General features: G+C 43.0%; 23 protein-coding genes, 1 tRNA gene and 2 pseudogenes. 12 read left to right on the top strand and 14 right to left on the bottom strand.

The genetic code is table 11. The features are described 5' to 3' along the window. Positions 1 to 20 precede the first annotated feature (20 nt). Entirely contained in the window at positions 21 to 641 is a 621-nt protein-coding gene (locus tag IEY18_RS12175; protein WP_188921192.1) for a hypothetical protein, read from the top strand. 45 nt (positions 642 to 686) lie between these two features. Here IEY18_RS12175 and IEY18_RS12170 read toward each other — a convergent pair whose 3' ends face one another. Both IEY18_RS12170 and IEY18_RS12165 read right to left on the bottom strand, forming a co-directional pair. Beyond that, positions 687 to 1436, bottom strand: a complete 750-nt coding sequence (locus tag IEY18_RS12170) for a DUF4197 domain-containing protein (RefSeq protein ID WP_188921189.1) — start codon at positions 1434 to 1436, stop codon at positions 687 to 689. A gap of 179 nt (positions 1437 to 1615) precedes the next feature. Then, a complete protein-coding gene (locus IEY18_RS12165; RefSeq protein ID WP_188921187.1) occupies positions 1616 to 2536 on the bottom strand; it encodes a manganese-dependent inorganic pyrophosphatase in 921 nt (306 codons plus the stop codon). Positions 2537 to 2713: 177 nt separating this feature from the next. On the opposite strand from IEY18_RS12165, the gene IEY18_RS12160 reads away from it, so the two are divergent. From IEY18_RS12160 to IEY18_RS12150, 3 genes are all read left to right on the top strand, one after another. Continuing rightward, entirely contained in the window at positions 2714 to 3052 is a 339-nt protein-coding gene (locus IEY18_RS12160) for a PBPRA1643 family SWIM/SEC-C metal-binding motif protein (RefSeq protein ID WP_188921186.1), read from the top strand. Positions 3053 to 3362: 310 nt separating this feature from the next. Next, complete coding sequence (locus IEY18_RS12155; RefSeq protein WP_188921184.1) at positions 3363 to 4568, top strand: efflux RND transporter periplasmic adaptor subunit; 1206 nt, start codon at positions 3363 to 3365, stop codon at positions 4566 to 4568. A gap of 3 nt (positions 4569 to 4571) precedes the next feature. After that, positions 4572 to 7760 (top strand): efflux RND transporter permease subunit, encoded by a 3189-nt coding sequence (locus IEY18_RS12150; protein ID WP_188921182.1) that lies wholly within the window; start codon positions 4572 to 4574, stop codon positions 7758 to 7760. A gap of 446 nt (positions 7761 to 8206) precedes the next feature. Here the strand turns inward: IEY18_RS12150 and IEY18_RS12145 are convergent, their stop codons facing one another. The 8 genes from IEY18_RS12145 to IEY18_RS12110 all read right to left on the bottom strand — a co-directional run bounded on the left by IEY18_RS12145 (position 8207) and on the right by IEY18_RS12110 (position 18602). After that, entirely contained in the window at positions 8207 to 9139 is a 933-nt protein-coding gene (locus IEY18_RS12145) for a YeiH family protein (RefSeq protein ID WP_188921181.1), read from the bottom strand. A gap of 83 nt (positions 9140 to 9222) precedes the next feature. Continuing rightward, the gene (locus IEY18_RS12140; protein WP_188921179.1) at positions 9223 to 9642 is read right to left on the bottom strand and encodes a VOC family protein; all 420 of its coding nucleotides are present in this window, start codon (positions 9640 to 9642) and stop codon (positions 9223 to 9225) included. Between the two features lie 196 nt (positions 9643 to 9838). Next, entirely contained in the window at positions 9839 to 11095 is a 1257-nt protein-coding gene (locus tag IEY18_RS12135; protein ID WP_188921177.1) for a sensor histidine kinase, read from the bottom strand. After that, a complete protein-coding gene (locus IEY18_RS12130) occupies positions 11095 to 11799 on the bottom strand; it encodes a response regulator transcription factor (protein WP_188921175.1) in 705 nt (234 codons plus the stop codon). Before IEY18_RS12130 ends, IEY18_RS12135 begins: the two co-directional genes overlap by 1 nt. Before the next feature lie 95 nt (positions 11800 to 11894). After that, complete coding sequence (locus tag IEY18_RS12125; RefSeq protein WP_188921173.1) at positions 11895 to 15095, bottom strand: efflux RND transporter permease subunit; 3201 nt, start codon at positions 15093 to 15095, stop codon at positions 11895 to 11897. Then, entirely contained in the window at positions 15095 to 16393 is a 1299-nt protein-coding gene (locus IEY18_RS12120) for an efflux RND transporter periplasmic adaptor subunit (protein ID WP_188921171.1), read from the bottom strand. Before IEY18_RS12120 ends, IEY18_RS12125 begins: the two co-directional genes overlap by 1 nt. After that, on the bottom strand, positions 16390 to 17796 hold the full coding sequence (locus IEY18_RS12115) for a TolC family protein (protein ID WP_188921169.1): 1407 nt from the start codon (positions 17794 to 17796) through the stop codon (positions 16390 to 16392). The genes IEY18_RS12120 and IEY18_RS12115 overlap by 4 nt, the downstream gene beginning before the upstream one ends. Before the next feature lie 326 nt (positions 17797 to 18122). After that, positions 18123 to 18602 (bottom strand): hypothetical protein, encoded by a 480-nt coding sequence (locus IEY18_RS12110; protein ID WP_188921167.1) that lies wholly within the window; start codon positions 18600 to 18602, stop codon positions 18123 to 18125. 213 nt (positions 18603 to 18815) lie between these two features. Here IEY18_RS12110 and IEY18_RS17540 point away from each other — a divergent pair. Continuing rightward, positions 18816 to 19049: pseudogene (locus IEY18_RS17540) on the top strand (IS4 family transposase); the annotation flags it as partial. Between the two features lie 52 nt (positions 19050 to 19101). After that, a pseudogene (locus tag IEY18_RS17535) lies at positions 19102 to 19365 on the top strand (IS4 family transposase); the annotation flags it as partial. An 81-nt stretch (positions 19366 to 19446) separates the two neighbouring features. Here IEY18_RS17535 and IEY18_RS12100 read toward each other — a convergent pair. The 4 genes from IEY18_RS12100 to IEY18_RS12085 form a co-directional block, all read right to left on the bottom strand. Continuing rightward, on the bottom strand, positions 19447 to 19776 hold the full coding sequence (locus tag IEY18_RS12100) for a hypothetical protein (protein ID WP_188921165.1): 330 nt from the start codon (positions 19774 to 19776) through the stop codon (positions 19447 to 19449). Between the two features lie 120 nt (positions 19777 to 19896). After that, positions 19897 to 20307, bottom strand: coding sequence for a hypothetical protein (locus IEY18_RS12095; protein ID WP_188921163.1), 411 nt, complete (start codon positions 20305 to 20307; stop codon positions 19897 to 19899). Positions 20308 to 20753: 446 nt separating this feature from the next. Then, positions 20754 to 21461 carry a hypothetical protein gene (locus tag IEY18_RS12090; RefSeq protein WP_188921161.1) on the bottom strand — a complete coding sequence of 236 codons (708 nt, stop codon included), beginning with the start codon at positions 21459 to 21461 and terminating at the stop codon, positions 20754 to 20756. Between the two features lie 78 nt (positions 21462 to 21539). After that, positions 21540 to 21629, bottom strand: a tRNA-Ser gene (locus IEY18_RS12085). Between the two features lie 338 nt (positions 21630 to 21967). Here IEY18_RS12085 and punR point away from each other — a divergent pair. The 6 genes from punR to IEY18_RS12055 all read left to right on the top strand — a co-directional run bounded on the left by punR (position 21968) and on the right by IEY18_RS12055 (position 25179). Next, positions 21968 to 22870, top strand: a complete 903-nt coding sequence (gene punR / locus IEY18_RS12080; RefSeq protein WP_188921159.1) for a DNA-binding transcriptional activator PunR — start codon at positions 21968 to 21970, stop codon at positions 22868 to 22870. 215 nt (positions 22871 to 23085) lie between these two features. Beyond that, entirely contained in the window at positions 23086 to 23745 is a 660-nt protein-coding gene (locus IEY18_RS12075) for a Bax inhibitor-1/YccA family protein (protein WP_188921157.1), read from the top strand. Positions 23746 to 23820: 75 nt separating this feature from the next. After that, positions 23821 to 24210 carry a sulfurtransferase complex subunit TusD gene (gene tusD / locus IEY18_RS12070; protein ID WP_188921155.1) on the top strand — a complete coding sequence of 130 codons (390 nt, stop codon included), beginning with the start codon at positions 23821 to 23823 and terminating at the stop codon, positions 24208 to 24210. Then, on the top strand, positions 24210 to 24566 hold the full coding sequence (gene tusC / locus IEY18_RS12065; protein ID WP_188921153.1) for a sulfurtransferase complex subunit TusC: 357 nt from the start codon (positions 24210 to 24212) through the stop codon (positions 24564 to 24566). The genes tusD and tusC overlap by 1 nt, the downstream gene beginning before the upstream one ends. Beyond that, positions 24563 to 24847, top strand: coding sequence for a sulfurtransferase complex subunit TusB (gene tusB / locus IEY18_RS12060; RefSeq protein WP_229779846.1), 285 nt, complete (start codon positions 24563 to 24565; stop codon positions 24845 to 24847). Before tusC ends, tusB begins: the two co-directional genes overlap by 4 nt. Then, entirely contained in the window at positions 24841 to 25179 is a 339-nt protein-coding gene (locus IEY18_RS12055; RefSeq protein WP_188921265.1) for a TusE/DsrC/DsvC family sulfur relay protein, read from the top strand. The genes tusB and IEY18_RS12055 overlap by 7 nt, the downstream gene beginning before the upstream one ends. Positions 25180 to 25259 lie beyond the last annotated feature (80 nt).

Raw genomic sequence — 25259 nt, 5'->3', positions numbered from 1 at the left:
ATCAGTTAAGGAGTGATTCGATGAAAAGTAAGTTAACTGAAGAAGAGCTTGCTCTTTTCAGTGATCTGTTTTCTGCTACTGAATCAGATCCTGCGATTAATGATCCAAATAGTGCCCACCGCATCGTGAGCGTAACTGCTGACGTGCCTAAAATGCTTACAAGTATCCTCGGTAAATCCAAATTAACCTTATTAGCTGAGATTAGTCATTACCGTTTGTGGTTTCCACTCATGTTAAATCGCGATGATTTGGGCCAAATCGTGCCAACACTGGGTATACCTGAAGTTGTCGATATTAGCGGTAATGAACGCAGTTGGCGTTTAACCAATGTTTCAGATGTCAAAGTAATCGATAGTGAAACGGAAGAGTCAATCGACGTCCTGTCTTTATCTGCATCAGGCCTAACCTTCAAATCTCTAGAAAATGCAGCGGATGAGTCCCCAAAATCTGCACATTTGATTTTACCTGATGGCGAAAAAGTCGCACTAGAGTATCAGCCAGTGCGCAATGAAAATGGTGTTATGGCGGCTAAGATTACCGCGTTATCGGAAGATCGAGAACTACTAAGACGATTTCTTTTTACGCAGCATAAAACGAAATACGCAGATTTATATAACCAGAACATCACTAAAATAGCTTAGGGCACAAGCCAACAAAATGTTCTGTGCCCTGCATTCTATTAAAGGCTATTCACCAAATACTTTTTTCAATAAATCCGTTGTGTGTTTCGCTGGGTTCTCGCGGATCTCTGCTTCTTGCTGCGCCATATACAAAAATAGACCTGCCATGCCCTTCTCGACCACATGATCGGTTAAATTTGCTTTCACGTCCGGCATAAAGGGCAGTTGTTCGTATTCTTTCATTACCTTGTCAAACGCCTGAACTGCACCAACGTCCTGTATACTCGCATCAATTATAGGGCGCATTTGATTGCCAAGCGGCTCAGACATCACTTTTTTAAAATATTGAGTTGCTGAATCACTCGGCCCTTGATATATCCGCTGAATATCTTCAAAACTCATTTTTTCAATTGCATCAACAAATAAGGCCTGCGCTTTGGGCGATGCTTTTTCCGCAGCCAAATTCAGTTTGGACTCCAAATCATCGAGCAAAAATGCAAAACCAAACTTATCCATAATGCCATGAATTTGTTTAAGTTCTGGGGGGAGTGGTACATGGATAGAAGGGTCATTATTAAATCCCCCTGGTTGACTCACTTGAGCAACAACATCTTTAGCGCCCTGTGAAAGGGCCTGACGAAATGCCTGCTCAATCTCACTGTTTTCTAACGGTAATGCACTCGCTATATCTTTGGTTTCTTCCTGAGACAAAATTGATTTTGCAGTTTCCCACCAAGAATCGGCATAAGTGTCAGTGGGCAGCGCTGTAATGAGTAAGGCAATAGAAAATGTATATATGGTTTTTAGTTTGCTCATGCGCAATTCCTTTTAGTCGTTCCATGGTTCTAAGTTTTAGCATACGCCTGTAAAACCGGAATACAAGTTTGTATTTGTTCAACAAAAAAGCCACTCAATAACGAGTGGCTTTCAAAATATTTGGATTTATACAAACACAGATGTGATAAATCGCGAACCGCTGCCTGATGGGTGCGCGGTTAAGCTAATGCAGCTTCCAGAGGTGGTACAACTTGCTTCTTACGGCTTAAAACACCGTCTAACCAAATGTTACCGTCAGTCTCTGCAACCGAAAATGCACGCTGTGCTAGATTCTCGTCATCAGAAACAATGAGAAGCTCTGAGCCTTCTTTCATGATGTCGGTCAGCAGTAACAAAACAGAGTGGCGCTCACCTTCTTGTTTTAACGCAACAATGTCAGCAGCCAACGCTTGCTTAATCTCGTCAAACACTGATAAATCGATTACTTCAAGCTGTCCAATACCAATTTTGTTACCGTTCATATTGAAATCTTTAAAATCACGCGTTACTAGGTCACGAACTGGTGTACCTTCAACCGCAGATTTAACCTTAAACATATCCATACCCAAGGCTTCAAAATCCGCAACACCAGCAATCGCAGCTAATGCTTCAACACAACGGATATCAGCCGTCGTACAGGTTGGTGATTTAAAGATAACGGTATCGCTTAAAATTGCACACAACATGCCTGCTGCAATATTTTGTGGAATTTCCACATTATGGAAGTCATACATCATTTTAATGATGGTATTGCTGCACCCTACAGGTCGGATCCAGCACTCGAGCGGCACAGTGGTAGTAATGTCGCCAAGTTTGTGATGATCAATAATGCCAAGAACCGTCGCTTCATCAAGGTCATCAGGGCCTTGGGCTCTATCAGAAAAGTCCACCAAATATAGATTATCACCTGCAAAACTTGTTTTTAAAACCGGCGCTTCAAGCTCAAAGCGGTCCAAGATGAATTGAGTTTCAGGAGTAATATCGCCTTGGCGAGCCGCAGTCGCTTCTTCACCGATTTGATTTTTAAGGTATGCCAGTGCAATTGCACCAATAATTGAATCACTATCAGGGATTTTATGGCCAAGGGTATAAGTAGACATGGAATTTCCTATAAAAAAATTTGGCTGCATTTTAGCAAATGTTGAGATGATTTCGACACCTTATTTAGTCTAAACAAGGGATTTTCGGCTAAAGTTTATTGAATACGCTAAATAGCCATGCAAGTAACAGCATTCTGTTATATCCTCGCCAGCTATTTTAAATGAGTGAATGCAACGATGTCAGACAAGTTTTTTTTTAAAGGGCGTAAAACCCCCAAACCCAAGCACCAAAGCTTTGGTTACAATACCAACCGTACTAAAAAAATCGGAACCAAAGAGCACCCTTTTGAATTGTCTGTACAGACTCAACAAAGAGCCGATGAGCTACAGCAACTAATTGAAGCGCAAACGATGTTCGCCACAATAGTTGTGAATGCAGACACAGAAGAAAATATTGAGCAATGGACTTTCTTTAACCAAAAGCCAGTTGCAGTTAAAGCCGAAGCGAAGGTGGGTCGTAATTGCCCTTGTGTTTGCGGCAGTGGGAAAAAGTTTAAGGCCTGCTGTGGTCGTTGAGAGCACTTTATTGGGATGTACATCAGCGGCTGTGGCTTTCAATGCTCAGCCAGCCCCCCCAATTTGACTCCACCCGTATAGAGGTCATTGCACTTAAAAGTTGAGCTGTTCATTTTTAAAGCGCAATAAAGCCATAATATGTTTCTCATGACACACTAGTTTACATTATCAAACTGTATCTCAACCCCATATCCTTTAACATATTCTTAAAGTAAAGCATTTTTGTTGTTTAAATGTTAACCCTAACATTTAAATTGCTTCTAACTCATTCATAAATAATAAAAAGCTACTTCAGCAAGAGGAAGTCTTCGTGGCCACAAAGAAACAAATTATCCTGCCTATTTTGATACTAGCCATTGGCGGCGCTGGGTTTGCCGGTTTCAAAGCGATGAAAAAACCACCAGAAGAAAAGCCAATCGTCGATAATACTCCCATTGTTGCGGTAAAAGATGTTACTTACGATGAACGTACATTTAACGTACGGTCTCATGGGGTCGTGAGTGCTAAATACGAAACGAATTTGGTTTCGCAAATTGCCGGTGAAATCGTTTATTTATCCGAAAGCTTTATTCGAGGTGGGTTTGTTAAAAAAGGCGATATTCTCGCAAAAATTGATCCAAGTGATTATGAAGCCGCTTTGACGGATGCAGAAGCAAATTTAGCCCAAGCCAATGCGGCGCTCGTACAAGAGAAAGCCTTCGGTAAAGTAGCTGAGGATGAGTGGTCTCGCATCAAACAGGGCAAACCAACAGCACTCAGTTTACGTAAGCCTCAACTTGCCCAAGAACTTGCAAAGCAAAAATCTGCGGAAGCCGGTTTAAAAAGAGCGCGTCGAAACTTGGAGCGCACAACTATACGTGCCCCTTACGATGCTTTAATCGAAAGTAGAGCAATTGGCCAAGGTTCTTACGTTAACAACGGCTCCCCTATTGGAAAGCTGCTTAGTGTTTCTGTTGCTGAAGTTCGTCTTCCCGTCGCTGACAAAGAAATTAAATACCTAAGTAATCGTGGCCATAATGCTGTGGTTACGATACAGGGTGAATACGCAGGTCAGCCACAAGAGTGGGTTGGAAAAATCGTACGTAATGAAGGTGTCATCGATAGTCGCAGCCGAATGACTTATCTTGTCGCTGAAATTTCTGACCCCTATGGCCTAAATCAACCCAAAAACGAATTACGATTTGGTAGTTATGTGACCGCGCGTATTGAGGGTGACTTTGCCGGCCAAGTTACGGTGCAACCTAGGCATTTAGTCGTCGATGGAAAAGTCGCGGTGATGACCGAAGAAAAGCAGCTCAAATTTGTGCCCGTCAATGTGGTCCGTCAAATCGATTCTAATGTTGTTATTTCCTCGGGTTTAAAGGCCGGCGATAAAGTGATTACTTCAGCGCTTGACTATCCGATTGAAGGAATGGCTTTAGCGCTCCCAGAAGACAAAATCTTAAGGGAAGAACAAAGTGAAGGTGAAGCTTCAGAATCAGACACTAAAATAGCTGACGCTGGAAACAAGGAATAAGCCATGGAAGATACGAGAAAAGGCCTTATTGCTTGGTTTGCGCGCAATAGTGTCGCAGCAAATCTGCTCATGATAATTATCATTATTGGTGGGTTGCTCACTGCCAACACCATTCGTAAACAGTTTTTCCCACAAGTTGAAATTAACTGGCTTGAATTTAGTGCCGTCTATCCAGGCGCTGCGCCACAAGAAGTTGAAGAAGGTATCACCATTAAAATCGAGGAGGCGCTTGAAACCGTTCAAGGGCTAAAACGCGTGATCACCTATTCAAATCGAAATGTTTCTAACGGTTACTTTCGTGTTGAAGACTCTTATGATCCGGAAGTTGTTTTGAATGAAGTAAAGTCGCAGATCGATTCGATTTCGAGCTTTCCTTCGGGAATGGAACGGCCGACGGTAGAAAGAATTAAACTTCGACAGGAAGTCATGTATATCAGCCTGTTTGGTGACATGACCCCAAGGCAATTGAAAGAGCTTGGGAATAAAATCCACGACGAATTGATTCAATTACCAAAAGTAAACATAACCGAATTTTATGGTGGCTTAGGTTATGAGATCGCAATTGAAGTCAGCAAAAACAAATTAAGAGAGTATGGCCTGAGTTTCAATGATGTTGCTCAAGCGGTTCGTGGTTACTCCCGAAATATGTCAGCGGGGCAAATTCGAGCAGAAAACGGTTATATCAACCTTCGCGTGCAAAATCAGGCGTATTTAGGCTATGAGTTTGAAGATATTCCCGTGATCACCTTGAGTGATGGCAGCGTCATTATGCTAGGCGATATCGCGACGATTAAGGATGACTTCCAAGAAGGGATCCAATATTCGAAGTTTAATGGCAAGAACTCTGTGACATTTTTTATCGGCGCCGCGAATGACCAAAGTATGACTGATGTTGCCGACATCGTGAAAGAATACGTCGCTGAAAAACAACAAGCACTACCAGAAGGAATTAAGTTAGAAACCTGGGTTGATATGACCTACTACCTTGAAGGACGCCTCAACTTAATGCTCGATAGTATGAAGTCAGGTGCAGTACTTGTTTTCATTATGCTTGCTTTATTCCTACGGGTACGCCTTGCATTCTGGGTGATGATGGGCCTGCCGGTGTGTTTCCTTGGTACCTTGCTCTTTATGCCAATAGGTATGATCAACGTGACGATAAACGTTATTAGTTTGTTCGCGTTTATTCTGGTGCTGGGGATTGTTGTCGACGATGCCATTGTGATGGGCGAAAGCGCCCACTCGGAATGTGAAGAGAAAGGACTATCACTGGACAGCGTTATCCGGGGGGTGCAAAGAGTCGCTATGCCAGCAACCTTTGGTGTTTTAACCACGATAGCCGCATTCCTACCCATTACCATGGATTCGGGCCCTTCTTCGGCATTTGGGCAAGCGATTGGCTTTGTTGTGATTCTATGCCTGCTGTTCTCTTTGGTTGAATCCAAACTGATTTTGCCAGCTCACTTAGCGCGAATGAAACATAAAACCATCGTTAAACCTGGCTCAAGAAACCCGGTTGACTGGTTACGAAACGGTGTGAACTTCATCCAAGGAAAGGTCGACCGTGGCTTACAGTGGTACATTGAAAAGGTTTACCGCCCTTCCCTAACGGTTGGCTTAAAATATCGTTATACCGTCATTATGGGCTTTATTGCTTTTGCAATGATTTGTGGTGGATTGTATGCAGGTGGCCTCGTTCGTTATGTGGGGCAGCCAAAAATCCCTCATGATTTCCCTCGGATCAGTTTTGAAATGAATGTCGATGCTTCGGAGCGTTCGACGCTCGAGGCTGCGATGAGAATTGAGCAAGCACTATATACAGTCGATAGAAGTCTCGAGCAGCAATACGGCCAAGGCATGATTTCTGATATGCAAGTGGATCTGCGTGGCCGAACCTCAGCGCAAGTGATGACCAAGCTGGTTGACCCGGCAATCCGTCCTTTAGACACGTTCGAGCTTGCTGAATTGTGGCGTGCAGCCATGCCGCGTATACCTGGCATGAAGTCTTTCAAAATTCAAGATAACCTATTCGGTGGTGGTCGTGATGATGGTGACATTAGTTTCCGACTAAAAGGGAAAGATGAAGCTCAACTCATCGCGGCGTCTCAAGCGTTAAAGGATAAGCTCAATACGCTGAAAGGTGTGGGTGATGTCAACGATAGCCGTCAATCGAGTGCAAAAGAAATCCAGTTTGAGCTGAAACCATTAGCAAAAAGCTTGGGCTTATCTTTAGCTGATATCGCGTCCCAAGTCAGCAATAGTTTCTACGGCCTTGAAGCTCAACGTATTATTCGTAATGGTGAAGAAATTAAAGTCATGGTTCGCTATCCAGAATCACAGCGGAATTCTATCGCCAAGGTTCAGGATGTATTAATTCAAACCAGAGACGGGGCTGAGATACCACTATCTGAAGTCGCAAATACTAAGCTGACGAAAGGCGTAAATAGTATTCGCCGTGAGAATGGTAATCGAACAATTAATGTTTGGGGTTCAGTTGATGCAGCACAAGCCGAGCCTTTTGAAATTGCGAAAGACATTCGGGATAACTTTATGCCCGAACTACTCGCCAAATATCCAAAAGTTCGTAGTGAGGTATCAGGGAATATCCAAGAGCAATTAGATAGCGCTGATACGCAATTTCGCGATTTCGTAATTTCGATGCTGATTATTTATAGCTTGCTCGCGGTACCGCTAAAATCATACTCCCAACCATTGATGATAATGGCGGTGATCCCGTTTGGTATTATTGGTTCGGTACTCGGGCACATGGTATTGGGGTTAGATCTGAGTGCCCTATCGATGTTTGGTATTATCGCAGCGGCTGGTGTTGTCGTGAACGACTCTCTGGTCATGGTTGATTATATCAATAACGCACGTCGTCGAGGCATCGTGATGCGTCAAGCGGTGATCGATGCCGGTTGCAAGCGTTTCCGAGCGATTTTGCTAACTTCTCTAACCACCTTTATCGGCTTAGTGCCGATCATGACGGAGACCAGCATGCAAGCACAAATGGTCATCCCGATGGCTGTTTCTCTCGCATTTGGGGTGTTATTTGCAACCATCGTGACCTTGTTGCTGATTCCTTGTCTGTACCTGTTTATCGAAGATATCAAAGCCTTTCTTCGCAAAGCGTGGCATTCGATTTTTGGCACAGACGAAGAGCAAGATATCGCAAAGGCCAGAAAGATATAATTTAGATGGCGTAATTAAAACGCTTATTTTTGTTCGTTACCGATTTAAAGCCAGCAGCCTCATCTGCTGGCTTTTTCATGGTGAATGGCAGTTGAAACTACCGAGATTGTACTCAGCCAAGTGTATGGCATATCTAAACAAACGCGGAAGTGAGAGTCATCCAAAAACTAGAACAATGAGATATTTGTTATACAAAACAGATATTGGTTGAATACTGACGTTGTTGATTATGATGTAGCCTTCAGTTAGCGGGGCTTTTATGAATTACTGGGTCATTAGTTTATGTGCTGTACTCGTAGGTCTTTCGTTTTTTAGCGAGGGGTTATTACGGTCAGTTTTTGATTTAAGTGCATTTTCACTCTTGCTGAGCCTACTCATCTATCGCGCCTATAAGGCGTCCAAATAAACAATACCTTGCAGCAACAACGGTAAGGGTTCAATGAACACTAGCCCTGCAAGATGACGACTAAAGAACCGCCACCGATAGCGACCCACAGCAGCAACGCAAGCACCATTGGCTTAAGTCCACTATTTCGCATTCTTGATACCGTAATTCCACAACCGATCAAAAATAGACACACGACAAGCAGGCGTTTGGAAATAAAAAAGAGTTGCTCGTAAACGGCTTGCCCCTGTGGGAAGACAAATGCAATGAATATTGCAATACAATAAAAAATGATAAAGCTTGGGATCGCCAATCTATTCTTTGTCCCTCCAAACAGCCAGGCGCTAAACAGTGCGACAGGCACGATCCACAAAGCTCGGGCGAGCTTTAAAGTCGTTGCAATTTTTAACGACTCATCCCCATACGCCGATGCAGCACCAACCACAGAAGAAGTATCGTGGATCGCAATTGCGGCCCAAACGCCAAATTGGTATTCGCTTAACTCAAATAGGTGACCAATTGTTGGAAACACAAACAATGCGACCGAGTTCAAAACAAAAATACAGGCTAAAGCAACCGCACTTTGTTCAGCTTTTGCCTCGATCGCTGGGGATACTGCAGCAATTGCACTACCACCACAAATTGCCGTACCCACAGCAACAAGGTGCCCAGTTTTTCTTTCCAACCCTATCCATCGCGTCAGAAGCGTGCCCAAACCTATGGTTAAAAAGATTGATGCAATAATAAAACCTAGATTTTTTTGACTGGCAGCAATGGCCATTTCAAGGTTAATACCAAAACCAAGGCCGATGATAGACAAAGATAAAAGCCTCTTTGTCCACCGTTGAATATCAAGATGCTGTGGAACGAGCCCGAAACTTGCGAGAGCAAAGCCCAAAATTAGCGCAATTGGAGAACTAACCGCAGGCCAAAGGCAAACAATAGCAAACAGTATAAATAGCCACTGGTGAGCGTTAGATAGGTGAGACTTCAATGCTAATGTTCGTTTAAGAGATAAGAATACATATTATATCGACTTCAATTAGTTCTGCCATGGATTAAATGCGAGGACACGAATTACCCAACAGAGGGATCATTGTTGAGCTGCAATAAATCCCATTTGTTGCCATACAGATCCTGGAACACAACCACAGTGCCATATGCCTCGACTCTAGGGGCTTCTAAAAAAGTTATGTCGTTGGCTTTCATTGCTTCATAATCGCGCCAAAAATCATTGGTTTGTAAAAACAAAAATACTCTTCCTCCAGCTTGGTCGCCAACGGCAGCTATTTGTTCTTCACCTTTTGCCTGTGCGAGCAACAGATTAGTGCCATTGGAGTTCGGCGGAGAGACAAGCACCCACCGCTTACCATCGCCAAGATCAGTATCTTCAACTAAATTAAACCGAAGTTTCTGGGTATAAAAAGCAATCGCCTCATCATAGTTACTCACAACTAAAGCGACATTCCCAATTTTTTGGACAATATTTTTTTGCATCGAAAAGCCTATTTCCGTAGTTCTAAAAGCATGACGTTCCCAAGCTTCAATATATTGCTGTGGGCAGCTCAATGCTTAACTTCTTAACAGGTTGGGATATTTGTTTTGAATTCAGATAGCGATCGCACATCATTTAAAGCGCTGGCGATGTTAAACAGTCACTGAGCACCCAACATCGCTGTTCACAGTGACTTTTTTATTCGCATGTGAGATCAACTTTACGCCCGCCATCAACCTCAATAACTTGATAGTGCCAACCACTTTGCTTTACTAATTTTTCTGTTAACTCTAACCCTAAGCCAAACCCAAGCTCATCCGCAGTCGATTGATCCGCTGCGTCTGTATTTTGATTGGTAATGGATAAGTGATGCAAGGTTTGATTGATAACCACCTCTCCACGGTAGGTATGCTGAAAAGCATTGCGAATGAGGTTGGTTACGACAATCCGATATAGACTTGGCGATACGGCAACAAGGGTTTCATCAGTATTCAAAGTCACCGCAACTTGTTTGTCTTTTAATAAGTATTCGAGTTCAGCGCTAATTTGCGTAACTAGCTCTCCGATTTTTACATCAGCAACCGGTAATGACTTCCCCTCTTGACGGTTTAACCATAATAGAGTCTCCGTTAAATCTGTCATCGTGAGCCCTGCTCGCTCAATTCTATCAAGTGCTGCGAGTTGTTTTTCCTGAACCATTTGTTTGGTTATCATTTTTCTCAACAACTCAGCATTAGTTCGTGCAACTGCAATCGGTGTACGCAACTCATGACTTGCGTAACCTAAAAATCGTTTTTCTCTGTCTAAGCTTTCTTGTACAGAGCTCAAGCTTGACTGTACGATCTCAGCCAATGTATTTAACTCACTATAATGAAAATTGGGTCGAGGTTGCGTGAGCTTTTCTTCGTCCAACGACTTCGCCCACTCTTTTAGTCCCTCAACGGGACTAGCGACTTTACGTAGCAATAAAAATAGCACTAGAGAAAACAACGCTATTGCGATAAGCCCTACTAATAAAATATAAAAAAACTTAGGAGGCTTATGTTTGCCAGTTCCTTTGTCTCCTTTACTGAGTATGACCGAGGCATAACGCACTTGATCTTCAGCAGTTACCTTCATTGCAAACAACGCGCGTTTCGGCTGTTCAATAATCGGTAGCCCATCTATTTTTTTAATTAATTGATTTGGTACCAAGTCATTGACGTCGATATTATCTTGGATTACTCGTGGCAAAGATTCCCAGCGCGTGGCTATCGTGAGCTTACCGATGGTTAAAGGGTTATCCCCATCCAATTTAACGTCCGTAGCCTGTGAGCGCACAAAGTTACTCGTGGCCACATCTAAACCCGAGAAAAAGTAGCTCACTGCTACGGCCGACATTCCCATGATGGTCACAGTGCCCGTTAACAACATAGCAATTAAAAAGTAGATTTTGATGCTGGGTCTAATTTTCATCAGGTAGCATCCGTGATTGAAGCGCAAGGTTTCAACACAAAACCGCGGCCTGTGATCGTGTATATTAGCTTTTGGTCAGCGTCTCGGTTTCCGTCAACGGCTTTGCGTAGATTGAACATATGGACCTTTAAACTGTTACTGTCTGGCTGCTCATCCCCCCAAACACTTCGCATCAACTTCTCCCTAGAAACTATCTTTGGGCTATGGCGGAGCAAGCATTCAAGTAATTTGACCTCAGTCGGCGACAACTTGAGCTGTTGCAGGGCACGCGTGGCCAACTTGCTCTCTATATCTAATGCTAAGTCAGCCACCTTCAGCTGTTTAATTTGACCACTTCGCCTGCGAGAAAGGACTTGAGCTCGAACTATCAACTCTTCCATGGCAAAGGGCTTAATAAGGTAATCATCAGCGCCTTTTGAAAACCCAACTAATTTATCTTCTAATGTATCCCGTGCAGTCAGCATTAATATGGGCATATCAATACCCTGCGCTCGGATCTTTTCACACACTTCAAGCCCATTCATTTTTGGCAGATTTAAATCGAGCACGACCACATCATATTGATTCGTTTGAATGAGGTTTAACCCAACCGCACCATTGGCAGCATAATCACAGTGAATATCTTCAATTTCTAGGTAATCGATGATGGCGGTTGCCAGATCAATATCATCTTCGACCAAAAGTAACTGCAAGTTATCTGACATGCTGTGTCCTCATAAACTGATATTTCAATTGTTGCGTTTATAAAACAGGGGGCGCTATCGATATAAACGCCAAACAACCTGATTCGCTCTTTAAATTAAACGGGAGACTCGCCGATTTCAGAATGTTCATGCTTTTTAAAAATAATGTTCTTTATTTTCTCTAGTGCGAATCCGATATCAGTTTGGATCAGCAATAATGATGGTGTTAAAACTAAGGTAATGACCGTAGCGAACAAGATACCATATCCTAACGCTGCAGCAGCAGGGATTAAAAACTGTGCTTGCATGGATGTTTCACTCAGCAAAGGCGCAAGCCCAGCAAATGTAGTTACTGACGTGAGTAAAACCGCACGCAAACGGCCTGTACAAGCCTCTTGAATCGCTACTTTAATTGGCATTGACTCTTCACGCACAAGCTCATTAAACCGCGAAACTAACAATAAGCTGTCATTCACCACGACACCACTCAAAGCCAATATCCCATTGAGCGACAAAATACTGATGGTTAAATCATTCCACCAGTGCCCTAAAATTGCCCCGACAATACCAAACGGGATCGCAATCATAATAATCACCGGTTGGACATACGATTTTAGCGGGATCGCGAGCAATGCAAAAATTAATACTAGCGCTAATACAAAGGTCGACTTCATCGAATCTGTTGACTCTTTTTGCTGTTCTGCTTCGCCAGTAAAATCAATTTTTACCGTGGGATAGTCTGCATTCAGTTGCGGTACCATGCTTTGTTGCAATCGTGCGACCAACTCATTCGAAGCGATCACCTCTTTATCAACTACGGCAGTAATATACACTGCACGCTGATTATCAATTCGAGTAATTTCTGATTGTTGATAATCAGAATAAACATTCGCGACCGAAATCAAAGGTACGACGAGGTTATCGGGCGTGCGAACGTTAGCTTGCTGGACATCGGCAAATGTTTGTCGATGCTCCTCTGGGTAGCGAACACGAACCTTAACTTCATCTTTACCCCGTTGAAAGCGTTGTACAATATCCCCACCAAAAGCCTGCAATACTTGCTTGGCTAAGTCTGCAGTATCTAGGCCGAGAGCTCTCCCCTGCGGGGTTAATTCAAATCGATATTGGGGTTCACCTAAATCTAAGTTGTCATCGATACCACTCACACCATCAATGGTTTGTAATTCTCTTTTTAGTTTATTCGCTGCTTCGGTTAATAAGCCATCGTCATTTGCTTTTAGCTCCACTTTGAAGTTATCTACCATTTCCCTCATCGATAATATTTTGAGTTTACTTACACCTTCCATTTGTTCTGACATTGATAACCATGCATTGGCAAAATCTCGAGCGCTGTACGCGGCATCGCTCGCGAGCTCAATGATCAAAGAACCCGATTTATCTGCACTTGCTATAACCTGTATGCTCTTGATATCAGATTCACTTTTGTCGGTACTCTCACTTACGGTTTCACCAGCTTGTAAGCGCAGCTTTTTATCCAGTTGGATGGCATTGGACTCAAGGCGCATTAAATTTTCTTGGGTTTGGCCATAGCTGCTATCGTTGACCATGCGGATCTCTGCGCGTACCGTGTCACCTGCAATTTGCGGGAAAAATGCTACTCTTACGGCACCAGTAAACGGCATACCAATTACCAGAACAAACAGCGCAATAAAGACGAATACTACGGCATAGCGGAGTTTCAAAGCTGTCTTGATAATCTGCTTGTAAATGGTTTGGTTAAACCATTCTAAACCGTTATCTGCGCCCTGTTGAATCACAGCCCAAACGCCTTTTTTTTCCGTTCTCTGGGTATTAATATGGGCTAAATGCGCCGGCAGAATTAGTTTGGATTCAACCAAAGAGAGCAATAAACAAATCGTAACAATCATGCCAAACTGAGCATAAATCTGACCCAACTTGCCATCGATCGTGGCAATAGATAAAAATGCGACCACAGTCGTTAATACGCCAAACACAGTAGGCGCTGCGACCTTATGGGTACCAATAATGGTACTTCTTAAAGAGTCCCCCTGCTGTTTACGCGTTGTATATACACTTTCACCGATGACAACAGCATCATCGACAACAATGCCGAGTGCCATAATAAAACCAAATGTCGTCATCTCATTTAAAGTAAAACCAGCAAAAGTATCCGTCATAAAAAATAAGGTGCCAGAAAATACAAACGGCAAGCTTGCTGCAACCCAAAATGCTACCCGTATATTCAAAAACAGCGCCAGTACAATGAATACTAATGCAATACCACTTAAAGCATTTTTAGCGAGTAAGGATAAACGTTCAGTAATCAAATCACTTTTGTCGTACCAGCTTTCGATGTTTACATTCTCTGGCAGAATATTGCTGCTCCGCCACGTTTCAATGACTTGCTTGGCTTGTTCAACAATGTTGACCACATCGCTGTATTCATCCATTACAATTTGAATTCCCATTGCACTTTGTTCGTTGTAACGGGATAAGCTAAAGGTGTCTTCCTCGAATGTATCGGTCACAATTGCGATATCTGACAACAGAATTTGACTGCCATCAGCATGGGTTAATACGGCTATATTATTAAAATCTTCTACTTCATAAGCTTGCTGTGATACCTTGAGCCGCACCGTTTTCTCGGCGTTACGTAAACTCGTGACAATGCTACTAGACGACTCTGCATTGATGGCATTAGACACATCCGTCAATGTAAGGCCATAAGCCTGCAATTTCACTTCATTGACTTCGACCGAAATCATTGGGTCGAGAGTCGCACTAATCGATAGGTCACGAATTGCACTTTGGCGCAATAAATCTGACTTAAGTTGTTCCGCTAAATCCTGCAGTGTTTTGCGGTCAGCATTCCCGTATAGCTGCACCCAGATGGCGTGCTCTTGGCGTCGGGCTTTATCAATAACAGGATTGTCTGCTTCGCTTGGTAAATTATTAATTGCATCAACTTTGGTTTTTACGTCAGTTAGCAAGGTATCTAGGTCATAGTTAGTTTCTTTCTCTATCGATACATGACTACCTGAAGCATCAGATGTCGACGTAATCCGCTTTACACCCGATACAGTTTCTAGTGCTTCTTCAATTTTCATCGCGATGCTTTCTTCAGCACGGATCGGATCACCACTGTCGTAGGTAACGGATACGGATACCAAATCAGGCTCTAAGCTTGGAAATGCTTCTTTACGAATATCATTAAATGAAAACAGCCCGACAATGATGACACCAAGCATCAGCAAATTGGCTGCAACTGGATTTTGTGCGAACCACGAAATCATGCCCTTTGGAAGTGTATCGTTGTGATTAGAATGACTACCCATTACAGCTCCTCAACCTTCGCGACAACTTTCATACCTGCCTTGAAGTTACTCAAAGGTCGTTTAACAACTTGCACGACTAAGTCCTCGTTCGTTGGCCTGACATAGATTTTGTTTTGACGTTCAAACAAGGTGTTCGCGGTTGACTTTTGCAGTAGGCCTTTGGTATCAACGGTCCAGATTTCTCCTTGTTGGGAACGCGCCGAAGAAGGCAACTCCCAAAGCTCATCTATTGCGACACCTTCAATGGTCGCCTCAACAAAGGTTCCAGGGTATAGCGGTTTATCGAGTGCTAAAGGGTTTTCGACCACAAGCACCAATGAACGCTGACGTGTATCTTGCGTGACATATTGGTGAACTCGCTCCACATATGCCGACCATTGCTGGCCTTTATTGGTTTCACTCCCCGTCGTAGCAATGGTTGCTGTCCATGACTTGCGGTTGCTTGTTTCACTGACGTTAGCTTGGGGTAAATTCGCCCATTGCTTCTCTGATAACGGGATTTCAATCTCAATGCGATCAACGCTATAGAGCATAGCGACCTCCCCCCCAACGTTAATAAAACTGCCCAGTTGCACCTGACGACTCACAATCACACCATCAAAAGGCGCTTGAATATGAGTAAAATTTAAATCGCGCTGAGCTTTTTCTAACGTTTTTTGCGCATTTTCAAGCGCCGCAACAGCACTCGCGAGTTGGGGCTTGCGTAACACTAATGGTGAGCTGGGTTCTCCACTTAAACCAGAGCGCTGCCATTCACTTCTGGCTTGTTCGCCTTCACGCTCCTCTTCTAAAAGTTCAAGCCTAGCAGTAGCGACATCAGCTTTTGCTTGTGAAACAGCTTGCTGATAACTGGTGTCGTCGAGTCTCGCCAATAATTCACCCTTTTTGACCACTCGACCAGACTCAAAAGATTCAGCTAACCATGCAATTCGCCCACTGATTTCGCTGGTATAACTCAGCTCATAACGTGGTTTGGTTTCTCCATAACCTGTGACTTGCGCTTGGTAAGTCGCAGTTAGGGTCGGCTGCACAGCAACTTGCGAAAGCATTGGTGCCGTCGATTTTCTATTTTCTGGTCGATCAGACGCGCCCTTGGCGTTGACCTTACGCGTATCGATGGGTTGCTCTTTGCCATCTTGGGGCGTTTGCGCTGCCATAGAGGGGTTATTTCTGTTTGCCTGCGTCCCCATTTGGCTGCCGTTGTAGGCTGTTACCACAAAAACAGAACCAGCAGCAGCCAAGGTGATCGCGATAGTGAAAGCATTCTTTTTTAAACGACGGGATAGTACTTGTTTCATGCAGAGACTCCTAAACCCAATGCTAGGCCTAATTCAATTCGGTTCAATAACCTTTGATAAGTGGTATTTGTTAACTGCGCTTCGATGTCGTAAGCCTGTTGCTGGACAGTCAGTAAGTCCAAAATGTCGACTAAACCTTGGCGATACTTTTGCTCGTAACTAACGATACTTCGCTGGGCGCTGAGAAAAGCATCATCTAGGTGAGATTGCTGTAGCGTTAATGCGTTTTCTTGACCGATGGCATTTTCAACTTCATTGATCGCAGTCAATAGGGTTTCTTGATAGGCCCAAAAACTTTGCTCGGTGGTCAATTGAGCAATTTCCGCTTGGGATTTGAGCTTCCCCCCTTGAAATAATGGCGCTGACATTTGCCCTAACACACTCCAAAGTGGGTTCGTAAACAAAGCTTCACTTGGTGTTTGTGCCATATCGGTCAGACTTGCAGATAAACTAAAGGAGGGAAGCATCGCCTTATAGGCCGCATCGGTTCGTAACGATTCGGCTTCAATGTTGTGAAAGGCCTGCTGTAAATCTGGTCTACCCGCCAAAGTTTGTACCGGAACCGCTTCTAATGGATTCAACACCAGCGGAAACTCACTTTCGTTGTCAATCAAAGGTGTGTCATTTTGTGGCTGCCATTGACCCGTAAGTAGAGTTAGGCTGCGCTTGCTCTGTAACAAGTTTTCTTGGTACTGAGCCACAGTCGCCCTTGCCGCAGCTGTGTTACTTTTAGCGTTATCCAACTCTTCCAAAGAACCAAGTCCGGCTTGATAGCGCTCAAGCACTAAGGATTCATTTTGCGCAAGAATATCGAGGCGTCGACGTTCAATATCTAACAGTTGCTGATTCACATGAATCTCTAACCAGCCACGCATTATGTTTGCGGTAAGTAAATTTTTTGCAGCGTTCAAACTCGCTTGAGAGGCTTCAATATCCTTTATAGCGGCAGCAGAGCTATCCGCAATTCTCTGCCAAATATCAAGCTCCCAACTAATCGAAACATCAGCGCTGTAGGATTCGTCGCTTTGTTCTTCGTTTTGAGCATCAAACCCAGCATTAACGCTTGGTAGCCGTTCAGAAGAAGTCACGCCATGTTGTGCGTAGGCAATTTTGAGTGCAATAACACTTTGTTGCAGACTCGGACTGTTTTTCAACGCGGCATCAAGATAGTTCGTCAATGCCGGAACACTCAATAGATCGGTCAGCAACACCTCGGGGGGGCTGATTGAACGATTGCTAGCATTGAGTTTACTCGTCGTGTTTCCGCTCACCTCTTCAATCAGTCGTTGTAAGGTTTGAGTACGATTATCTATCGCCTGACTGGCATAATTACCATTCCCGTTTGCTGAACAACCGATGAGGGTCGTAATGGCGATGGCAATAAGAGTGTATCGAAGTGTCATGAATGCTCTCCCGCTTTGAATGGGATAAGCATAATGAGTTAGGGGTTAAGGCAGGGTTAAGAGCCGAAATTTCGCGCTTCTATAGATGATTTGTTTGAGCCATGATCGCAAAAATGGCTTGAGAGTGAAGCGGATTGACAATCGGTTTTTAGCATGGCGAAAAATTTTTTTTAGCGAACACCATCAGCCATCGAGCTGTTTTGGCGGTTGTGAAATTAGCTTCGGAAGAGCAGAAATCACACAATAACCAAACATCATTTGCACTGGGCAACCCATGAAGGTAACAAGCGAGCGCGCCCCAGGATCATTTGAAGAACAACTAAAAATTACTCCGAGTGATTGTGTTTGTTATATACCTCCCACTCTCCACTATCACTCTCTCTTTCCCAATGAATACCATCTGTCGTCCTATATTTTCCTGATGTAATACAACCTCCTCCAGCTCCAAACGCCTGAGTGCAAGTTTCTACAAAAAGTTCATCATCTTTAAGAAGGTGCATTTTTTGACGAGTACAACGATGACCAAAAGGGTAAAAATCAGGCTTGATTATAAGCTCCCATTCAACAATAACCCCCTGAATCACCTTTGCCTCGTAGACTTTACAACTTTGGATACCAAAAACTAATGGCGTTTCACTATTCACAGGTGACAATTTGATAACGGGGTCGGTAAACGGGTTTTGAATATGAATGACTTTTTGTTTTTCTTCATCCGTTAACGTTGTTTTCTCTATTTCATCACTACAACCGCTAATCATAACGATAACTAAACTGGATGTTATTAAAGATTTGAATAATCTAATCAACTTACACTCCAAGAATTAATTTCAAACGCTACGTTAAGGTGTGACAACCGTGTGCCATAATGGTGAGCGAAGCGAAACCCGAACGCCTTTGGAATCAATATTAACGCCTTGCTCTAGAGAATCCCCAGATAATTTCTTTTACAATCAATAAGTAGACACGCATGGTGCTGTTTGATCTAATCAATTTCGCCAAAAACAAACTAGAACAACACCATGCACGACATCAACATACTACATCAATCGCTAGCGATGCAATGCCCAACAATTCACAAAAAACGTCTTAGTTCTCTGATAGTTGCAACTAAGTCATTACTCGATGGTAATCAACTCTCATTAACGCAGCTAGGCCGTAACATTTCGGGCAATGTGGCGGCTAAGCACAGCATTAAGCGCATTGACCGATTACTCGGTAATCACCACGTTAATAATGACCGAATGGCTATATATTAATAGCACCTACTTCACCTTTGTGGTGCACTCTCTTAATAATAAAAGCTGATGCCCAAGGCGGCTAGACGTACTACTACTCATCGCCATGCTTGCTGAAATTGCACTATGGTTAATCGGTATTATCGCCCTTCATTTAGGATGGCAAAAGCACTTTCAAGCCAATACAATCCGGCATCGGCCAGTGTTGTCGATTGTGAGGTTAGGGAAAGAAGTTCGGAAGAGGAAAAACTACAAGATAACAGAGCAACATTTACGCTGGGCGATGCATGAATACATCAAGTTGGTTCACACTGCTGGAAGACCTCAATTTTGAGGGATCCCCCAGCGCTTGGGTAATATGTGGAAAAAATCGCAACTTTTTGGAGTCATTTTGCCCCACTTGTTATAAGCAGAACTACGTTTGTACCGCATACTTCTTGTATTTAACGACAAATTCCTTTGCCTGCTCTAATGTTTCTGGGTAAGGCACAACATCATGATGGCCTGACCCAATACGTATTTTATGAAACCGAAAGCCATGCTCATGTAAGAATTTTACTTTCTCCCATTGCTTTTTATCGGACTTCTTTGGAGCTTTAAAATGACGACCGTAATTGTGCGCTACACCTCCGCAATTTGGACATGTTAATTGCTTGGGGTAATCACAGGGCGCTAACTTAAGCTCTCTTTTAAACGAAGAGTGACAATCCAAGCAAGCAAAGGCCATATTGTAAGGAGTGCTCATATTCTGATTCCCAGAGGCTTATAACGCCCGCTTAAACTGTGAGTGAACGCGTGCCATGTTTGAGCGTTAGCGAGTTCGGCACGCGTTTGCGAATCAGATTTAAAGCGTTTGTTAGGCAAATTACTCACAAAGCAGTTCGGGGCTTTGCGTTTCTTTCCCTGTATAAGCGTCAAAATAAATTAGCCTTGGTTTTCGCTCATTCATGAGCATACGCTCTGCCTTGGCTAATGCAACAAAGTAGCCCGTCGGAGTTTCAACCTTCGCTTCGCCATGACGGAATGTACTGATAGTGAGTTGCGAACCACTTCGTTTCAACTTGTCTGGTGTAGGTTGAAGTATAGCTACCAATCCACTGTAACCATCTACATATTTGGGATGGGTAAAATAGCCCGTGACCATGCATAACTTAGCATCCAATAAACAATTGAGCTCAAATACATTAGCTTCTTCTTGCAGTTTATTGGTGCAGATTTTTGCATACGATATATTAGATATAATCACCAACAAAACCCCAAAAAACAACTTGCGCAATTTAAACTCCTTATTTGCCTAACGCTTATTAGCGAGCATGCCGTATATGAAAATCACCACATTCTAATAAACGCCTTCAACTTGAATTTTAATCTGTTGAATTTTATAGCAAAAAACCACCCGTTAATGCAAGTTCCTCCGAAGTGCAACTTAAAAAACGAGCCTTGATTTATCTAGCCTTGGTATGCTTCCTATTAAATAAGTTAGAATAAATATTTACTTCATATTTATCAGTTACATACTAACATCGTGCAAATCAAAACGAGAACAACAAATTTACATAGTAGGAAGTAGTTTTTGAATTTTTTCAGGTTTCACATTATACCTGTATGTATACACAGACACAGTGTGAGTGTCATCCAATGAGTAAATCACCATTCATCGAATCCATCCGTAACCATTTAAGAACGAAGCGATATAGCCTTAAAATAGAAAAGCTTAATCATTTAACGGTCTGTTTTTTGCCATCGCTGGCGCGATGAATCGGGATCAGAGGCATTCTGCTGACTCAGTTTAATGTCACCAAACGGGTTTACTTGAGTGAGCTGCATCTGTCTGCACCACTTAAAAAACTGCGATACCGCTGCTAAGTAATCTTTGTTGGATTTATGACTTCTTCCTTCGGTGAGTAATAAGCCTCGATAGACCAGTGCATGGGCACTTGAAACATCAGATACGGATGAAACTTCAGTGCTTTGAATGAAATGTGTTGTTCTTTGCAGCAACTGTTTAACTGAAGCAGAGCTGATGGACTCTTTAGACTTAGACGCAATAAACTGCGCTTGAGCCGATATAAGCGTCATTGAAGGCAAAGCAGGTGCACTTCGAGCAGCTTTCACAGCCGATTGAACACGATTTGGCGTTGTTTGAACTTCATTTACCGCACAATCAAACGTTGCTCTGATCTCATCAACCGTTTTATTCACCAAATCTGTGAACTCATCAGCCTGAACAGTTTCAGTTACGGAATCAATCAACTGCCGTAAACGGCTCGCAACGTCAAAATTGCGTGAAATCGCTAATGTGCGGTTTTTGGTAAGAAGAGAAACCTTAACGTCAAAGCGGTACCCTCTGACTTTTAAGTATTTTGGTAAACAGATGCGCGTATAGTAGGTGCAATTCGGTGCTCTAAATAGGTAAATTGTCTCAGTCAATCCTATAGTGACTGATTTAAGACCTCCTGAAACGCAAAAAAGCCGTTGATAATCAACGGCTTTTTCACTTTTCTAATGTGGCGGAGGAGCAGGGATTTGAACCCTGGAACGGGGTAAACCGTTGCCGGTTTTCAAGACCGGTGCATTCGACCACTCTGCCACCCCTCCGAACGAGACGCATATTATCTTTCTCCCTTTCCTCTGTAAAGTACTATTTTAAAAATTAAAGTTGACTGACCAAGTAATGCACACACTCGCAGTTTTCAGGCAATCGCTCGCTAAATAGGAAGTGCTTATTGTTTGTTTTTTTATCCCCGCCCCATACCTGCAAACACATTTTCCATTGAGCACAGGCTGAATTGATGCACGCTATATGTTCTTGGATGGTGACACCAGTTTTAGGTTAACACTTATCCATAAGACACTATCATCACTTGATAATCGACGTTATAGATCAGATAATCCCCTCATCGTTCAATTCTTCTCAACGCAACGGAAGGCTCAGTATGTTCTCAGCACAAGCTCTTCAACTTATTGATATTGTGGCTCAAGTAGGAAGTTTTACCGCAGCAGCCAATAAATTACACAAGGTTCCTTCTGCGGTTAGTTATGCCGTTAAGCAGGTCGAAGATGAACTTGGTGTGATTTTGTTTGAACGCCATCATCGTAGTGTAAGCCTGACTGTTGCTGGGGAACATTTTGTAAAAGAAGCAAGACAAATCCTTGCGCAAATGGAACAAGTTAAAGTCGGAACGCAACAAATAGCCAATGGTTGGCAGCCAAAACTGTCGATCGCGATTGATAACATTGTAAGACCTGACAAAATCAGCGTTTTTATTGCCGACTTTTATAAAGCGTTTAAAGATGTTGAGTTAGATATCCATATTGAGGTATTTAACGGGGTGTGGGAGGCGCTTTCAACAGGCCGTTGTGATATCGCAATTGGCGCAACTACGGCCATTCCTACCGGCGGCGACTATAAATACAAAGACATGGGCAATATTGAGTGGTCCTTTTTAGTTAGTAAAAACCACCCACTCGCCAAAGCAGAGCATGATTTAGCAGATTCTGAGTTAACCGATTATGCCAGTATTTGCATTGAAGATACTGCACGGGATATCCCCAAACGCTCGGTTTGGCGACTCAATAATCAACGGCGAATTCTCGTACCTGATTGGGTGCGTGCACTCAATTGCTATATCAATGGCCTTGGTGTTGGCTATATGCCCGCACACGTTGCAGGTTTGTTTGTGAAGTCAGGCGCCCTCATTGAAAAGCAACTTGAGAATCCGGTAAAAAACAGCCCTTGTTGTTTGGCTTGGAACGGCAAGAAACATTCACAAGCTATTGATTGGGTTATCCAATATTTAGGGGATACTGAGAAGCTCCATAAAGATTGGTTGAGCTAAATACAAATTGCCTTGCTCATTATTCAACCATTCCTGTTTTGATTCGTCAGAAAGAGATGTTGATATCTTTATCCGAGTCGATTGCTGGGTTAGTATTGAACATTGATTATGCGGAACTTCGTATGAGATACAACGTCTAAACTTTATTGAAATACCAAACGTATTGGTTAAAACTTTACAGAATTATTTAAATTTAAATATCAGCGGAGAATGATATGAACCAAGAAACACTATATGCAACCAGAGCTTCTACAACGGAAGTGAATAAGCTCCTGCGTAACACGTATATGTTGCTCTCAATGACGCTCGCATTTTCTGCTGTTTGTGCAGGCATTGCGATGGCGATGGGTATTTCACCGATGATGTCGTTGGGCTGTGGTATCGGTGGCTTTGTATTACTATTTGTTACTTTGCGTAAAGCGGATTCAACATCTGGACTATTCTGGGTATTTGCATTTACGGGTTTAGAGGGCGCGTCTCTTGGCTCAATTTTAAACTACTATGCTGGCTTTGATGGCGGCCCAATGCTGATTATGCAAGCTCTTGGCTTGACGTCAGTAGTCTTTATCGCGCTATCTGGCTACGCCCTGACAACGAAGAAAGACTTCTCATTCATGGGTGGTTTTTTGATTGCAGGACTGTTTGTGATGATTGGCTTGATGTTAATCAATATTTTCGTCGGTAGCACAATGCTACATATGGCTATGAATGCAGGTATTGCACTACTGATGACTGGTTTCATTTTGTTTGATACTAGCCGTATGGTGAATGGCGGTGAGAACAATTACATTCGCGCCACTGTGTCTCTATATCTAAACTTTTTGAACTTGTTTATCGCCATTCTAAACCTCATGGGTATGGGTGGAGACGACTAGAGATAAGATCTCAGCAAACCTTTAAATTAGGTTAAAATGGTCCCTTCAGGGGCCATTTTGTTTTTGGGTAACCATATGAGTAAGATAATTATCGTTGTTAATGGCAGTGTTTATGGCGCAACCGCCAGCAGACGCGCTTTAAAGTATACCCAAGCCGCCTTAACAGAAGGACATGAGATCACTCGGGTCTTTTTCTATCAAGATGGTGTTTATAATACGTCAGCACTGGTCAGCCCTGCTTCCGATGAGTTTGATCTGGTGCAAGAATGGCAGCAACTCGCGCAAGCTCATGACGTTGAACTTGTAAACTGTGTTTCAGCTGCATTAAGACGCGGTGTATTGTCAGCGCAGGATGCGCAAGAAAATCAAAAAGAACAGTATAATCTCGCCAAGGGATTTCAAATGGGTGGTTTGGGTGAGCTTGTTACCGGTATTGAGGCGTCTGAGCGTATGGTAAGCTTTTAATGAAATCTTTAACTATACTATTTCGTCACGCTCCCCATAGTACGGCTCATGGCCGAGAAGGGCTGGATCTTGCGCTACTAAGTGCCAGTTTTGAACAAACCGTTCGACTCATTTTTGTGGATGAAGGCGTGCTCCATCTTATAGACAATCAAGATAGCGAGCTGATTGGCACCAAAGATTATATTGCAACTTTAAAAGCACTGCCGCTTTACGATATTGAAGAGGTATACGCATGCCAACAAAGTTGCATGGATTTAAGCCTAGATCCTGCTGCGCTTAGGTTTAACGCACAACCGTTGCTTGCTAAAGAGATAAGCCAACAGCTCTCTGTGGCAAATGAGGTATTGGTATTTTGACTATTTTACATCAAATACAGCACTCACCTTTTGAAAATCAAGCTTTAAAATGCTGCCTTCGTTACGCAACGAAAGACGACACTATTTTATTGGTTGGTAATGCCGTAAATACACTGATGCATAAGCCATCTAAAACATTGCTTGAGGGCTTTCAAGTGTTGGTTTTAGAGGAAGATGTCAAAGCCCGAGGATTGACTCAACAGGCAAACGGTTTTGAGCTGATAGATTATCAAGCGTTTGTCACGCTTACATTTCAACATAACAAGGTAATTAGCTGGTGAATGTAATCAATTTTGGTGGTTCAGATATTGAAACGGATCCCCAAGGCTATTTAAAGAATTTTCAACAATGGCAACCTGAACTGGCAGAAATTATTGCTACGGGTGAAGATATAGAGCTGACGGACGCGCACTGGGAGGTCATCCATTTTGTGCGTAATTTCTATTTGGAATTTAAGACGAGTCCTGCGATCCGTGTGTTAGTTAAAGCTATTGGGCAAGCGATGGGCCCAGATAAAGGTAACTCTAAGTATCTTTATACGCTTTTTCCATTGGGTCCGGCAAAACAAGCGACAAAAATTGCTGGTTTACCTAAACCCGCGAAGTGCATTTAAAATCACGCCCTGCTGAGTTTGCATTGCAGCAACATCAACAAAAAAGCCTAAGTTAAACTTAGGCTTTTTATTTAGTTCTT

This window comes from Shewanella gelidii, from assembly GCF_014647855.1.
In the GTDB taxonomy this organism is placed as follows: Bacteria; Pseudomonadota; Gammaproteobacteria; order Enterobacterales; family Shewanellaceae; genus Shewanella; species Shewanella gelidii.
The sequence above is the reverse complement of the archived record's forward strand: the minus strand, read 5'-3'. Positions and strand labels throughout refer to the sequence as shown.

Excerpts from the sequence above, each read along its gene's own strand:
- IEY18_RS12160 (WP_188921186.1), top strand. The coding sequence starts at position 2,714 with ATGTCAGACAAGTTTTTTTTTAAAGGGCGTAAAACCCCCAAACCCAAG.
- IEY18_RS12075 (WP_188921157.1), top strand. The coding sequence starts at position 23,086 with ATGAACCAAGAAACACTATATGCAACCAGAGCTTCTACAACGGAAGTG.
- tusD (WP_188921155.1), top strand. The coding sequence starts at position 23,821 with ATGAGTAAGATAATTATCGTTGTTAATGGCAGTGTTTATGGCGCAACC.
- IEY18_RS12175 (WP_188921192.1), top strand. The coding sequence starts at position 21 with ATGAAAAGTAAGTTAACTGAAGAAGAGCTTGCTCTTTTCAGTGATCTG.
- IEY18_RS12130 (WP_188921175.1), bottom strand. The coding sequence starts at position 11,799 with ATGTCAGATAACTTGCAGTTACTTTTGGTCGAAGATGATATTGATCTG.
- IEY18_RS12170 (WP_188921189.1), bottom strand. The coding sequence starts at position 1,436 with ATGAGCAAACTAAAAACCATATATACATTTTCTATTGCCTTACTCATT.
- IEY18_RS12140 (WP_188921179.1), bottom strand. The coding sequence starts at position 9,642 with ATGCAAAAAAATATTGTCCAAAAAATTGGGAATGTCGCTTTAGTTGTG.
- IEY18_RS12120 (WP_188921171.1), bottom strand. The coding sequence starts at position 16,393 with ATGAAACAAGTACTATCCCGTCGTTTAAAAAAGAATGCTTTCACTATC.
- IEY18_RS12135 (WP_188921177.1), bottom strand. The coding sequence starts at position 11,095 with ATGAAAATTAGACCCAGCATCAAAATCTACTTTTTAATTGCTATGTTG.
- IEY18_RS12115 (WP_188921169.1), bottom strand. The coding sequence starts at position 17,796 with ATGACACTTCGATACACTCTTATTGCCATCGCCATTACGACCCTCATC.
- IEY18_RS12100 (WP_188921165.1), bottom strand. The coding sequence starts at position 19,776 with ATGAGCACTCCTTACAATATGGCCTTTGCTTGCTTGGATTGTCACTCT.
- tusC (WP_188921153.1), top strand. The coding sequence starts at position 24,210 with ATGAAATCTTTAACTATACTATTTCGTCACGCTCCCCATAGTACGGCT.
- IEY18_RS12150 (WP_188921182.1), top strand. The coding sequence starts at position 4,572 with ATGGAAGATACGAGAAAAGGCCTTATTGCTTGGTTTGCGCGCAATAGT.
- punR (WP_188921159.1), top strand. The coding sequence starts at position 21,968 with ATGTTCTCAGCACAAGCTCTTCAACTTATTGATATTGTGGCTCAAGTA.
- IEY18_RS12165 (WP_188921187.1), bottom strand. The coding sequence starts at position 2,536 with ATGTCTACTTATACCCTTGGCCATAAAATCCCTGATAGTGATTCAATT.
- IEY18_RS12125 (WP_188921173.1), bottom strand. The coding sequence starts at position 15,095 with ATGGGTAGTCATTCTAATCACAACGATACACTTCCAAAGGGCATGATT.